This window comes from Paracoccus acridae, from assembly GCF_014642735.1.
Taxonomy (GTDB): domain Bacteria; phylum Pseudomonadota; class Alphaproteobacteria; order Rhodobacterales; family Rhodobacteraceae; genus Paracoccus; species Paracoccus acridae.
The window spans coordinates 194,758-207,273 of record NZ_BMIV01000001.1 but is presented as its reverse complement, the minus strand read 5'-3'; the positions used below and the strand labels follow the sequence as shown (position 1 = coordinate 207,273).

General features: G+C 65.9%; 18 protein-coding genes. 5 read left to right on the top strand and 13 right to left on the bottom strand.

The window, feature by feature from the left end; all coding sequences use genetic code 11:
* Positions 1 to 3: 3 nt before the first annotated feature.
* Positions 4 to 450, top strand: a complete 447-nt coding sequence (gene msrB, locus IEX25_RS01060) for a peptide-methionine (R)-S-oxide reductase MsrB (protein WP_103171886.1) — start codon at positions 4 to 6, stop codon at positions 448 to 450.
* Positions 447 to 953, top strand: coding sequence for a peptide-methionine (S)-S-oxide reductase MsrA (gene msrA, locus IEX25_RS01055; protein WP_188713667.1), 507 nt, complete (start codon positions 447 to 449; stop codon positions 951 to 953). Before msrB ends, msrA begins: the two co-directional genes overlap by 4 nt.
* 9 nt (positions 954 to 962) lie before the next feature.
* On the opposite strand, the gene IEX25_RS01050 is transcribed toward msrA, so the two are convergent.
* Entirely contained in the window at positions 963 to 1,574 is a 612-nt protein-coding gene (locus IEX25_RS01050) for a YqgE/AlgH family protein (RefSeq protein ID WP_229664983.1), read from the bottom strand.
* Between the two features lie 102 nt (positions 1,575 to 1,676).
* Here IEX25_RS01050 and IEX25_RS01045 point away from each other — a divergent pair, with 102 nt between their 5' ends.
* Complete coding sequence (locus tag IEX25_RS01045) at positions 1,677 to 2,447, top strand: protein-disulfide reductase DsbD domain-containing protein (RefSeq protein ID WP_188713666.1); 771 nt, start codon at positions 1,677 to 1,679, stop codon at positions 2,445 to 2,447.
* On the opposite strand, the gene IEX25_RS01040 is transcribed toward IEX25_RS01045, so the two are convergent.
* The 3 genes from IEX25_RS01040 to IEX25_RS01030 form a co-directional block, all read right to left on the bottom strand.
* Positions 2,444 to 3,187, bottom strand: a complete 744-nt coding sequence (locus IEX25_RS01040; protein WP_188713980.1) for a uracil-DNA glycosylase — start codon at positions 3,185 to 3,187, stop codon at positions 2,444 to 2,446. The genes IEX25_RS01045 and IEX25_RS01040 overlap by 4 nt on opposite strands.
* Before the next feature lie 74 nt (positions 3,188 to 3,261).
* On the bottom strand, positions 3,262 to 3,966 hold the full coding sequence (locus IEX25_RS01035) for a response regulator (protein WP_188713665.1): 705 nt from the start codon (positions 3,964 to 3,966) through the stop codon (positions 3,262 to 3,264).
* A gap of 9 nt (positions 3,967 to 3,975) precedes the next feature.
* Positions 3,976 to 4,488 carry a MarR family winged helix-turn-helix transcriptional regulator gene (locus IEX25_RS01030; protein ID WP_103171890.1) on the bottom strand — a complete coding sequence of 171 codons (513 nt, stop codon included), beginning with the start codon at positions 4,486 to 4,488 and terminating at the stop codon, positions 3,976 to 3,978.
* Positions 4,489 to 4,640: 152 nt separating this feature from the next.
* Here IEX25_RS01030 and IEX25_RS01025 point away from each other — a divergent pair, with 152 nt between their 5' ends.
* On the top strand, positions 4,641 to 5,510 hold the full coding sequence (locus IEX25_RS01025; protein WP_103171891.1) for a branched-chain amino acid aminotransferase: 870 nt from the start codon (positions 4,641 to 4,643) through the stop codon (positions 5,508 to 5,510).
* A gap of 792 nt (positions 5,511 to 6,302) precedes the next feature.
* On the top strand, positions 6,303 to 6,560 hold the full coding sequence (locus tag IEX25_RS01020) for a hypothetical protein (protein WP_103171892.1): 258 nt from the start codon (positions 6,303 to 6,305) through the stop codon (positions 6,558 to 6,560).
* 53 nt (positions 6,561 to 6,613) lie between these two features.
* Here IEX25_RS01020 and IEX25_RS01015 read toward each other — a convergent pair whose 3' ends face one another.
* From IEX25_RS01015 to IEX25_RS20020, 9 genes are all read right to left on the bottom strand, one after another.
* Positions 6,614 to 6,805 (bottom strand): hypothetical protein, encoded by a 192-nt coding sequence (locus IEX25_RS01015; RefSeq protein ID WP_229664982.1) that lies wholly within the window; start codon positions 6,803 to 6,805, stop codon positions 6,614 to 6,616.
* A 60-nt stretch (positions 6,806 to 6,865) separates the two neighbouring features.
* Entirely contained in the window at positions 6,866 to 7,327 is a 462-nt protein-coding gene (locus tag IEX25_RS01010; protein ID WP_103171893.1) for a PTS sugar transporter subunit IIA, read from the bottom strand.
* Between the two features lie 82 nt (positions 7,328 to 7,409).
* Positions 7,410 to 7,985: a ribosome hibernation-promoting factor, HPF/YfiA family gene (gene hpf / locus IEX25_RS01005; RefSeq protein ID WP_103171894.1), complete on the bottom strand. Its 576-nt coding sequence runs from the start codon at positions 7,983 to 7,985 to the stop codon at positions 7,410 to 7,412.
* A gap of 177 nt (positions 7,986 to 8,162) precedes the next feature.
* Positions 8,163 to 8,912 carry an LPS export ABC transporter ATP-binding protein gene (gene lptB, locus IEX25_RS01000; protein ID WP_188713664.1) on the bottom strand — a complete coding sequence of 250 codons (750 nt, stop codon included), beginning with the start codon at positions 8,910 to 8,912 and terminating at the stop codon, positions 8,163 to 8,165.
* Complete coding sequence (gene lptA, locus IEX25_RS00995) at positions 8,912 to 9,388, bottom strand: lipopolysaccharide transport periplasmic protein LptA (RefSeq protein WP_103171896.1); 477 nt, start codon at positions 9,386 to 9,388, stop codon at positions 8,912 to 8,914. Before lptA ends, lptB begins: the two co-directional genes overlap by 1 nt.
* Before the next feature lie 19 nt (positions 9,389 to 9,407).
* A complete protein-coding gene (locus IEX25_RS00990) occupies positions 9,408 to 9,977 on the bottom strand; it encodes a hypothetical protein (protein ID WP_188713663.1) in 570 nt (189 codons plus the stop codon).
* A gap of 4 nt (positions 9,978 to 9,981) precedes the next feature.
* Entirely contained in the window at positions 9,982 to 10,926 is a 945-nt protein-coding gene (locus IEX25_RS00985; protein WP_188713662.1) for a KpsF/GutQ family sugar-phosphate isomerase, read from the bottom strand.
* A 71-nt stretch (positions 10,927 to 10,997) separates the two neighbouring features.
* Positions 10,998 to 11,612 carry a ribonuclease D gene (locus tag IEX25_RS00980; RefSeq protein ID WP_188713661.1) on the bottom strand — a complete coding sequence of 205 codons (615 nt, stop codon included), beginning with the start codon at positions 11,610 to 11,612 and terminating at the stop codon, positions 10,998 to 11,000.
* A 135-nt stretch (positions 11,613 to 11,747) separates the two neighbouring features.
* On the bottom strand, positions 11,748 to 12,431 hold the full coding sequence (locus IEX25_RS20020) for a hypothetical protein (protein ID WP_229664981.1): 684 nt from the start codon (positions 12,429 to 12,431) through the stop codon (positions 11,748 to 11,750).
* Positions 12,432 to 12,516 lie beyond the last annotated feature (85 nt).

The following is a 12,516-nucleotide window of genomic DNA, read 5'->3' as shown; positions in this document are numbered from 1 at the left end:
AGCATGGCCTATGAAAAGACTGCCGACGCCCTGGCGCGGCTGACGCCCGAGCAGTATCGCGTCACCCAGCAGAACGGCACCGAACGTCCCTTCACGGGCGAATACGACCATCATTTCGAGCCCGGCATCTATGTGGACGTGGTATCGGGAGAGCCGCTGTTCGCATCCTCGGCCAAATACGATTCCGGCTGCGGCTGGCCCGCCTTCACCAAGCCCATCGACGACAACATCACCGAATTGCGCGACACGTCCCATGGCATGATCCGGGTCGAGGTCCGGTCGAAGCACGGCGACAGCCACCTGGGCCATGTCTTCCCCGACGGCCCGCGCGAGGCAGGCGGGTTGCGCTATTGCATCAATTCGGCATCCCTGCGCTTCGTCCCCAGGGACCGGATGGAGGCCGAGGGCTATGGCGCCTATCTGTCCCAGGTCGAGGAGGCCGCACGATGACCGAACGCGCCGTTCTGGCCGGGGGCTGCTTCTGGGGAATGCAGGATCTGATCCGCCGCCTGCCGGGCGTCATCACGACGCGCGTGGGCTATACCGGGGGCGACGTGCCGAACGCCACCTATCGCAACCACGGCACCCATGCCGAGGGGATCGAGGTGGTCTTCGACCCGACCATCATCACCTATCGCAAGCTGCTGGAAGTGTTCTTCCAGATCCACGATCCCACCACGCCGAACCGGCAGGGCAACGACATCGGCCCCAGCTATCGCTCGGCGATCTATTACGCGGACGAGGATCAGAAGCGCGTGGCCCTGGAAACCATCGCCGATGTCAACGCGTCAGGCCTGTGGCCCGGCAAGGTCGTGACCGAGGTCGAGCCTGTGGGCGATTTCTGGGAGGCCGAGCCCGAACACCAGGATTACCTGGAACGGTTCCCCAACGGCTATACCTGCCACTTCCCGCGCCCGAACTGGGTGCTGCCCCGCAAAAGCGCCGCCGAATAAGGCGGCGCCTCAGGCCCGGCCCGCCGCCGCAGAGAGCAGCGACGGGTCGATGCCCTGGGCGCGCAGGGCGGCCTGCCACTTGTCGGAATGGGCGGTGCTGAAGATCAGATCCTCGGCCCCGTCGCCCGTCAACCAGCCGTTCTGCAGCATTTCCTGTTCCAGCTGCCCCGGTCCCCAACCGGCATAGCCAAGCGCCAGAACCGCGGATGCCGGCCCGTGACCATGGGCCAGATCCTCGAGGATGTCGCGGGTCGTGGTCATGGCAAGCGTCCGGCCGATGCGCAGCCGCCCTTCCGGGTCGTCGCCATGTTCGGGGACATTGTGCAAGACGAAGCCCCGCCCCGGTTCGACCGGGCCGCCGAACCGCACCTCGATCCGCCTGGCCGAGGCATCGGTGGCGATCCCAAGCTGTTCCAGCAGGTCGCCGAAGTCGATTTCCGGCATGGGCCGGTTCAGGACCAGCCCCATCGCGCCTTCGTCGGTATGGGCACAGATCAGCACGACCGAACGTTCGAACCTGGGATCGGCCATGCCCGGCATGGCGATCAGGATCTTGCCGGTCAGGTTGGTCCGGTTCTGGATGCCGACGGGTCGGCTGCCGTGCATGTCGGGACTGCTCATCGGTTCTCCTTCCCGTTCAAGATCGGTTCTGGGCCGTATCGTTGCAAGGCCTGCGCGCGATTGTGACTTCATCCCTGTACCGCCAACCGTTATCGCTGGGCCATGATCCGATCCCTGTCCTTCGCCTGCCTGTTCCTGTCGGCCACGGCCCTGGCGGCCGAAAGCCCGTCGCCCGGCTTGGCGGATGCCCGTATCCTGCCAGGCTGGATCCTGTCTGACGGAAGCCGCATGGGGGCCATCGAGTTCCGGCTGCAACCCGGCTGGAAGACCTATTGGCGAAATCCGGGCGACAGCGGCCTGCCCCCGACCTTCGACTGGTCGGGATCGGCCAACCTTGCCGATCTGACCCTGCATTGGCCCGCCCCCGAAGCGATCCCGTCGGGCGACGGCGTGGCGCTTGGCTATCACGACCGGCTGGTGCTGCCCTTTACCGCCCGGCCCGCCGACCCGGTCCAGCCCGTCGATCTGGCGGTCAGCGTCGATTTCGGGTTGTGCAAGGACATCTGCGTTCCGGCCCATGTCACGTTGACGGCCAGCCCGCCCGCCGATGCGGCCGATCCCGCCATCCTGTCCGCGATGGAAACCGTTCCCGGTCCTGCCACGGAACAGCCCGCCTGCACGGTCGCCGCCATCGAAGACGGAATGCGCGTGACCGCCACCCTGCCCCGCCCTCTGACGCTGGCGGCGGTGGAACTGGCCGACAGCGATGTCTGGACCTCGGGGACGCAGATGCGGGTCACCCCGGACATGACCACCCTCGTGACCGATTTCGTGCCGCCCGAGGCCGCGCCCTTCGATCTGTCCCACGACCGGCTGGTCTTCACGGTGATCGACGATGCCGGCGCGGTCGAGATGCGGGGTTGCGCGGGCTAGGACAGCCCGTCAAGCCGCGCCGACAGGGACAAGAGATCCGCCCAGGCTTCGCGCTTGGCCGGGGGGTTGCGCAGCAGATAGGCGGGATGCGTCATTGGCAGGGCGGGACGGCCGAAGGCCTGGTCCCAGGTTCCGCGAAGCCGCAGGATGCCGCGCCGTCCCAGACCCGCCTCGCAAGCGATGTTGCCCATCAGCACGATCAGGTCGGGCGCGGCCAGTTCGATATGGCGGCGCAGGAAAGGCATGCTGACGGCGATCTCGTCCGGCTGGGGGTCGCGGTTGCCGGGCGGGCGCCAGGTCAGGACATTGGTGATATACAGCGCCTTTTCCGCATCCACCGCCCGGCGGGACAGGCCGATGGCGTCGAACATCCGGTCCAGCAACTGTCCCGCGCGGCCCACGAAGGGGCGGCCCTGGCGGTCCTCCTCGTCGCCCGGCGCCTCGCCCAGGATCAGGACGCGGGCGGCGGGGTTGCCGTCGGCAAAGCAGAAATTGCGCGCGCCCTTCTTCAGCTCGATCCCGTCAAAGGCTTCCTGGGCGGCGGCAAGGGCGTCCAGCGTCCCGGCCTGCGCCGCCAAGGCCTCGGCCTGGGCCACCCGGGCGGGCAGGTCGTCATCCTCCGAGGTCAGCGACAGCACCGGCGCCACGGGCGCGGCCAGCGGGATCCTGGGTGCCGCCACAGGGGCCGGCAGGTCGAAGCGGTCCAGCGGAGCATCCAGCAGGGGTTCGTCCGCGCCCATCTCGGCCTGCCATTCCAGCAGGGCAAGCGCCGTTTCCGCGTCCAGTTCGATCCCGTGCCAGGTCGGATGGTCCACTAGTCCACCACCAGCATATAGCCCGTGCCGCGCACGGTTTGCAGAAAGCGCGGCTCGCGCGGGTCGGGTTCGATCTTGCGGCGCAGGCGGGTGATCTGCACGTCGATGGCGCGTTCGCTGTTCTCGGCCTCGTCCGCGCCGCCCCGGCCCAGATCCTCGATCAGGTCGGCCCGGCTGACGGGTTCGCCCCGGCTGGCGGCCAGGCGGCGCAGCAGCGCCTGTTCCGTGCCGGTCAGGCGCAGGTGATTCTCTCCCTGCCACAACTCGCCCTTGTCGATGTCGTATCGCAGCGCGCCCAGTGTCAGGAACTTGGGCTGGTGCATCTCGGGCGCGGGGATGCGGCGCAGGATCGCGCTGATGCGCAGCAGCAGCTCGCGCGGCTCGAAGGGCTTGGGCAGGTAATCGTCCGCGCCCACCTCCAGCCCGGTGATGCGGTCGGCGGTCTCGCCGCGCGCGGTCAGAAGCAGGATCGGCGTCGTCAGCCGTTCGCGCAAGGACTTGGTCAGGGCAAAGCCGTCCTCGCCGGGCATCATCACGTCCATGACGATCAGGTCGAATTCCAGCCCCGCCAGAAGGCGGCGGGCCTGGGCCGCGTCGCGGGCCAGCGTCACCAGGAAACCGTTCTTGCGCAGGAACCGCCCCAGCAGCGCGCGGATGCGTTCGTCGTCATCGACGATCAGCAGATGGGCATCGTTCTGGCTCATGGCGGGCCTTTATTCGGGCAGATCCTTCATCGACTGATACTGCGCCCGCGTATCGGGGTCCATCATCGCTTCCAGCACCTGACGGAACCCCGCCACCGCCTGCGGTCCGGCCGCCCGATAGGCCTGGCGCATCCGCGCCCGCTGCGCCTCGGACAGGCGGCGCTCCAGCGCCGCGCCTTCGGCGGTCAGGTGCAGGAGACGTTCGCGCCGGTCCCGCCGGCCGACGCGGCTTTCGACCAGGCCATCCTCGATCAGGGTGCGCAGCACGCGGTTCAGCGACTGCTTCGTCACCCCCAGCACGGCCAGCAGGGACGTGACGGTCAGGCCGGGATCGCGGTGGATGAAATGCAGCGCGCGGTGATGCGCCCGGCCATAGTCCATCCCCGCCAGGATCAGGTCCGGGTCGGCGGTGAAGGCGCGATAGGCGAAGAACATCGCCTCGATCCCGCGCCGGATCTGCTCGTCCGTCAGGAACAGCAGATCCTCGCCCCCAAGGGTATGCACGCGCATCGTCTCGGCCATGGCTTCCCCTTTCCCGAACGCTGCCTTGATAGGGCAGTCTTGTTGACTTTCCAAGATTCGATTGCTAGGCGTCAAGCACTTCGCGCAACAAATGTTTGGTTCCGGGCCAGTTGTCGCAAGAAACGCAAAGCCCGGCGGGATTGGAGAGAAAGATGACGGCGGCCTATGACGATCGCGACGGCAAGATCTGGATGGATGGCGAACTGGTCGACTGGCGCCAAGCGAATGTGCATATCCTGACCCATGCGCTGCATTATGCAAGCTCGGTCTTCGAGGGCGAGCGGTGCTATGACGGCAAGATCTTCAAGGGCCACGAACATTCGCTGCGCCTGATCGAATCGGCGCGCCTGCTGGACATGGAATCCCCCTATACGGCGGACGAGATCGACGCCGCGAAGGAGGCCGTGCTGAAGGCCAACGGGCTGACCAACGCCTATGTCCGCGCGGTGATGTGGCGCGGTTCGGGCCCGGACATGGGCGTGTCCGCCGCGCGCAACCCGATCCGCATGGCCATCGCGGTCTGGGAATGGGGCAGCTATTACGGCGACGCCAAATGGCAGGGCGCGAAACTGGACGTGGCGAAATGGAAGCGCCCGTCGCCCGAAACCATTCCCACCGCCGCCAAGGCCGCCGGCCTTTACATGATCTGCACCATGTCCAAGCACGCGGCCGAGGCGAAAGGCTGTTCGGACGCGCTGTTCATGGACTGGGAAGGCTATGTGGCCGAGGCGACCGGCGCCAACATCTTCTTCATCCGCGACGGAGAGGTCCACACCCCCCAGGCCGACCGCTTCCTGAACGGCATCACGCGCCAGACGATCATCCAGATGCTGCGCGACAACGGCACGACGGTCCACGAACGCCGCATCCGCCCCGAGGAACTGGAGGATTTCCAGGAATGCTTCCTGACCGGCACCGCGGCCGAAGTCACGCCCGTCGGACAGATCGGCGACTGGCACTTCCAGGTCGGCCAGACCACGCGGAAGGTGGCCGAGGACTATGAACGGCTTGTGAGGGCCTGACGGCGGGAAGGCCACCCCAAGGGGTGGCCTTTTTCATTTTGACCGCGGATGCGTGTCTGTCCGCGTCTCGCAGCTATCAGACGTCAAACTGTTGTTTTCAAAACGGGTGTCCTTTGAGAAAAATCGGTTTTCCATAAATCGCGATTTCTTGCGGCAATCCTGGGATCCAGTTTCATATTCACAAGATGATTATTCTATTCCACGCAAACAAATGATTATTTAAAATCGCATATATTATCTTCGATTTCATTGCGTATATAATTGAAAAATGTGGCGCAACATAATAATCTAATGCCGCGCCGATATTCTTGTGGCCTGGCGGGAATCGCCTTTCCGATGACAACAAGGCTCCGGTCTTCGATCGCGGGAATTTCGGCGGGTTGGTCAATGGGAGAAGGGCCAAAGACAATGACAGGAATTCGGAAGCACCCGATCATGTGCTTCCGGTCCGGCAACTGAACCAAAGCGAAATCGGATTATTGCCCTGCGCCAGGCCTGTTCCTTGAAGCGGCACATCCGAATGCCTACGCTGATTGCGTGACTTCAAACCGGCGCGGGCGTTCCTGGCCGTAACCTGCGGTCGGATGCCTTGCGACAGGCGGGTCCGCCTGACCCCTGATGACCAGGCTTACTGCAAGACCTTCCAATGCCAGCATCCTCACGACGCCGTCTCACCGGCGCTGGCATTCCTGTGCCGTTCCCATGCCGCGCCGCCTGAAACGGTGTCGCGAGGGACGGCACCTTACCCTGAACAATCGAGTGCGCGACGCGCCTCGGCCAATGGAGTTCGCCATGTCAAGATTGCTTGTTTGTATCGCTACCGCGTCCCTGCTTTCCGTCACGACCCAGGCGGGTCTGGCGCAGGATGCCCATGAAAGGCCCGAACCTGATCCGGGACCCTCCCAGGTTTCCCAGGTCGAGGTGGAAGCCGGCAAATTGTACAGTCCCTACGACCTCGCCACCAGCGGCCTGTCGGCAAAGGACCTGGTTCCCGTCTCGAATTTTGTCTCGTCTGGAAGGATCGACCCGCCAAGCAGGAACGACAACTGACAGGCGGCCTGTCTGAAAAAAGGCCGCCCCCATCGGACGGCCTTGCTGTCTGTTCAGCTCATCTGCCCGCGTTCGATCCGGGCATATTCCACGAACTTGCGGTTCGCCTCGGCCCTGGCCACCGGGCGCGACCGCAAGGCCATGATTGCCGGATGCATGCCCGATTCCCGTTCATGACGGGTGAATTCGCGCAAGCGGGTGGCGCCGCGTGGTTCGGACGTGTCACTGACAGGCTTGTTCATCATCGGCCCTCCTGACTGGTGGAAGGGCCTGTATAGGACCGAATCGGCCCAAGTCCAAAGCCTTTAAGCCGCCTTGACCCCTTGGGCGGCCAGAACCGCATGCAAGGCCACCGGATCGTCGTTCGCCCGCAACTTCGCGCGCAGATCGGTGTCGCGCAGCGTGCGGGACACAAGCGCAAGCGCCTTAAGGTGATCGACGCCGCTGGTCTCGGGCGCCAGCAGGCCAAAGATCAGATCGACCGGCTGGCGATCGACCGCGTCGAAATCCAGCGGCTTGTCCAGCCGCACGAACAGCCCCACCACCCGGTCCAGCCCATGCAGGCGCGCATGCGGCAAGGCCACGCCCTGCCCCACACCGGTCGGCCCCAGGCTTTCCCGTTCCTGCAGCGCATCCAGAACCTCGGTCGCGTTCAGGCCGTATTCGGCATGGGCCAGATCGGCCAGTTCCTGAAACAGGCGCTTTTTCGACGTAACCTGGCCCAGGGACCGCACGGCGCCCGGTCTGAGGATTTCGGTCAACTGCATGGCTTCGCGTCTTTCCCAAGGCTCAAGCGCCCCTGCGAAGGCAGAGGCGCATCGATTCAGTCAGGGATGCCGCGCGGCGGCCTTATCCATTGCCGCGCGGGTCGATCCAGCCCACATTGCCATCTTCGCGGCGGTGGACCACATTGACGCCCCCGTGTTTTTCGTTCCGGAACACCAGAAGCGGCGTCCCCGACAACTCCATCTGCATCACCGCGTCACCCACCGACAGGGTCGGGACGCGGGTTTCCATTTCCGCGATGATGATCGGTTGCAGGCCGCTGTCCTGCGCTTCCCATTCATCCTCGTCAGCGGCCAGCACATACATGCCTGCCTGGCCGAATTCAACCGGCTCGGACCTGTCCTTGTGATGGTCCTTCAGACGGCGCTTGTAGCGGCGAAGCTGCTTGTCCATCCTTTCGCGGCAAGCCTCGAATGCGGCATAGATCTCGGTGGCGGCACCCCGCGCCGTCACGTTCAGGCCGGTGGACAGATGCACGACGGCGTCGCAGGTGAACTGGTGGGCATCCTTGGAAAAGGTGACGGTCGCATCCGTCGGGCGCTGCGAATACTTGTCAATCGTCTCGCCCACCTGGGACTTCACATGCGTCGAAAGCGCATCGCCGATGTCGATCTGTTTTCCGCTGATGGTATAGCGCATCGTCTTTCCTCTCGGTTGCCCGTCTTCAAATGCGCCGGCCCGTCTGCCGGCACATGGCGGAAACGGGGGTGGCGGGATACGGTTCCTGCGCGTCCCGCATATGTCAATCTGGTGACAGGCCAGGGCGTCTGTCAACGGGGCGCCTGCAAAGGTCACGCAAATTCACGCGCGCAGCCCTTAGGCCATGCGGAACCCCTCGCCCAGATAGACCTCGCGGACGCGGGAGTCGGCCACGATCTCATCGGTCGTACCCGACATCAGCACATGCCCGTCATGCAGGATATAGGCCCGGTCCACGATGCCCAGCGTTTCGCGCACATTATGGTCGGTGATCAGCACGCCGATGCCGCGCGACTTGAGGTCATGGACCAATCCGCGAATCTCGCCCACGGCGATCGGATCGACGCCCGCGAAAGGCTCGTCCAGCAGCAGGAAGCTGGGATCGGATGCCAGGCAGCGCGCGATCTCGGCCCGGCGGCGCTCGCCCCCGGACAGGGCAAGGGCGGGCGCGGCGCGCAGATGCTCGATGGAAAAATCGCCCAGCAGCTCTTCCAGCCGGTCGCGGCGGTGGCGGGGATCCTCGTGGACGACCTCAAGGACGGCCATAATGTTCTGCTCGACCGTCAGGCCGCGAAAGATCGACATTTCCTGCGGCAGATAGCCGATGCCCAGGCGCGCGCGGCGGAACATCGGCAGGCGGGTCGCGTCACGGCCGTCGATCAGCACCTGTCCCGCATCGGGCGGAACAAGGCCTGCGATGCAGTAAAAGCAGGTGGTCTTGCCCGATCCGTTCGGACCCAGCAGGGCCACCACCTCTCCGCGCGCCAGATCGACCGAGACATCGCGGATCACCGGGCGGTTGCGATAGGACTTGCGCAACCCCCGGACCTTCAGCCCGTCGCCGCTTCGTGCCGCCGATCCCCGCATCAGTTGCCGCCCGGCTGCAGGACCGACCGCACCCGGCCCTGGACCTGCGCGGTGCCCGATTCCAGATTCACCTGCATGGTATCGCCCGTCAGCACATTCTGCCCCTGCGTCAGCACCACGTCGCCCGTCAGCGTGACATTGCCCGATTCCACGTCATAGGTCGCGGCCTCTGCCTCGGCCGCGTCCTGGCCCGACACCAGGGTCACGTTGCCGCTGGCCTCCAGCGACCGGATGCGGCTTTGCCCGCCCTCGGCATAGATGACCGTCACGCTGTCGGCGGACAGGCGCATCTCGCCCTGGCCGATCACGACATTGCCGGTAAAGACCGCGCTGCCGTCGGCCTGGTTGACCGACAGGTTGTCCGCCGCGACCTCGACGGGGGCGGAAATATCGGCGCGCATCCCCCCGAAGGTGACGTTCTGCGCCAAAGCCGGCGAAGCGGCAAGGATCAGGGCTGTCAGCAGGGGGCGCAGCATCGGCTTGTCCTTCGATGGGTCAGGGTTGGTATATCAGACGGACATCGCCCGAGAAATTCAAGATCGAAGCGTTCCGGTCCCCATCCGGCACAAGCTCCATTCGTTGCGCCGAGATCGCTCCGAAGGGCGCCTCGGCCTCGACCCCTTCCTCGGCCGCGATGCGGGACCGGTCGGTCGCGGCCTCGGCGCTTTGGGCATCCAGCGTCCAGCCCGAGGATGTGGTCATCCGCACCCCCCCGTCCAGCCGGATGGTCCCGTCCGCGACCCCGGCACGCGGCGCGGTCAGGTCGGCGCGCAGTCCGTCGGGGCGCTGCCAGTCCAGGCGCAGATCCTGGGCTTGCGCTTCCCCCTCGCCCGGAGAGGCTTGGGTCGCGCGCAGGGTCAGTTGGGCGCCGTCGCCTGTCACGCCCGCATATTCCGGCGCCACAAGCCGGTGATCGCGGGCCATCGCCTCGGCATCCACGTCGGCATAGGGGATGCGCGATTCGCTGCCGCCATTGCGCGAGAACAGAAACAGCGTGGACAGCATGACCAGCGCCAGCAAGGGCAGCAGCACGCGCAGCCAGCGGACGACACGCGTACGGTTCATGGGCTCACACGATCCCGGCGCGAAGGCAGTCGTGGATATGCAGGATGCCCTGCGGCACATCCTCGGACACAACGAACAGGCAGGTGATCTTGCGGTCCTGCATCTGTGCCAGGGCCGCCTCGGCCAGGGCATCGGGGGCGATCACGCGGGGGCTTGCGGTCATCACCTCGGACGCGCGGTGATCCAGCAGGCCCTGCATGTGCCGCCGCAAGTCGCCATCCGTGATGATGCCGGTCAGATGCCCCGCCCCGTCGGTCACGCCCGTCACGCCAAAGCCCTTCTGGCTGATGACCAGAAGCGCGTCCGACATCGGCGCGTCTTCTGACACCAGGGGCATGTCGCGGTGCATCAGGTCGCCCACCTTGGCCAGCCGCGCCCCCAGCTTGCCACCCGGATGGAAGGTGCGGAAATGCTCGGGCGTGAACTGGCGGTGTTCCATCAGCGCGACCGCCAGGGCATCGCCAAGCGCCAGTGTCATGGTGGTCGAGGTCGTGGGCACGATGCCGCTGCCGCAGGCCTCGGGCGCCACGGGCAGCACCAGCGCCACATCCGCCTGCCGCAGCAAGGTCGATTCAGGCCGCGAGGCGACCCCGATCAGCGGGATCTTGAAGCGACGGGTATGGGCGATCAGGTCGGCCAGTTCCGGCGTCTCGCCGCTGTTGGACAGCACCAGCGCCACGTCGGCCTGGATCACCATGCCTAGGTCGCCATGGCTCGCCTCGGCCGGGTGGACGAATTGCGCGGGCGTCCCGGTGGATGCCAGCGTGGCCGCGATCTTGCGCCCGACATGGCCCGACTTGCCCATGCCCGACACGATCACGCGACCCCGTGCGCCCAGGATCAGATCGACCGCGCGGGCAAAGTCGCCGTTCAGCCCCAGGGCCAAAGCTTCAAGCCCGGTGATCTCGCAGCGGATCACCCGCCGCGCCGTCTCGATGTAATCCGCCACGCGTCTGCCTTGTCTTCTGTGCCGCAAATATCCTCGGGGGTCCGGGGGCAGACAGCCCCCGGCCTTGCCATCTAGTGCCGGAAGATGTCGTTTTCATCCCCCCAGCCCAGCAGGTCCAGATGGGCCCGGGCGGGCAGGAAGTCGAAGCAGGCCTGCGCCAGGCCCATGCGGTTCTCTCGCCGAAGGCGCTCCTCCAGCGCTTCCTTCAGCTTGTGCAGATACAGCACGTCGGATGCGGCATATTCCAGTTGCGCATCCGTCAAATCCGGGGCGCCCCAGTCGCTGGTCTGTTGCTGCTTGCTGACATCGACATTCACCAGTTCGCTCAGCAGGTATTTCAGCCCATGCCGGTCGGTGAAGGTCCGCACCAGTTTCGAGGCGATCTTGGTGCACCAGACGGGCGCGGTCACCACGCCAAAGGCGTTTTCCAGGGCGGCGATGTCGAAGCGGCCGAAATGGAACAGCTTCAGGACCTTCGGATCGGTCAGCATCCGACACAGGTTCGGCGCCTCGGTCTGACCGCGCTCGATCTGGACCAGATGCGCGTTCCCGTCCCCCGACGACAGCTGCACCAGGCACAGCCGGTCGCGCCTCGGGTCGAGGCCCATGGTTTCGGTGTCGATGGCCACCACCGGGCCAAGCGTCAGGTCGTCGGGAAGGTCGTTGGGGTAAAGATGTATGCTCATCGCATCGTCCGTCCGGGCCAAGGCTGTGATGGCGCCCCTCTCACCAGAAAGCGGCGCCTCATTCCAGCCTTATTCGCCCGAACGGCCAAGATCGGCGCATATGGCAGGGGACAACGCCCCCCGCCCCGGATCATCTCAGAACGACTGCGCGGCCTGGACGGCCTGCATGCAGGCATCTTCGTCGCCTGCGGCCAGGGCGTCACGCGCGGCCTGGATATGGGCGTCACGGACGGACTGATCACCGGTGCCGGCCGAAGACCCGCCGGAAACCTGACCCGCCTGTTCGGCCGCGGTCGGCTGGCCTTCCTGCTGGGCCTGCGCATCGGCGCCCGACATGGCGACGCCCGCCTGCTGGCCCGAGGCATCCTCAAGCGGCGTGTGGGTTCCGTCCTTGGCGATCCCCTCGCCCTCGGCAGCGGCCGTATCCGTCGATGTCGCGCCGGTGGCGGCGGTATCGGTCGATGTGCTGCCATCGGGTGCGGCGCTGTTCATGCCGGCCGCCTCGGCCGTGTCCGCTGCGCCTGCTGCCGCCGGGTCGCTGGACGCGGACTGGGTGGTTGCCGCGCCGGTGGCCGTGGCATCGCTGGTCGTCGTGTCGGTGGACATGGAACCCGTGGCTGCGGCACCGGTGGCACCCGCATCGGATGCCCCTTCCAGCGGCGCCAGCGATCCGTCCTTGGAAATTCCTTCGGATGCGCTGCCGGACGCACCGCCCGCTTCGGTCAGGCGCGCAAGTTCGGCGGCGCAATCGGCCTGTGCGGAAACAGCGGTCATTGCCAGCAAGGCAGCCCCGACGATCCCTGTGGTCATGGGTTTCATCTGATTCTCCCGGATGTTGTCGCGCCTTCCCCTGCGGCGCACCGGGCCCAAACGCACCCCCTCCGGGCAATGTTCCCGCAGCAAG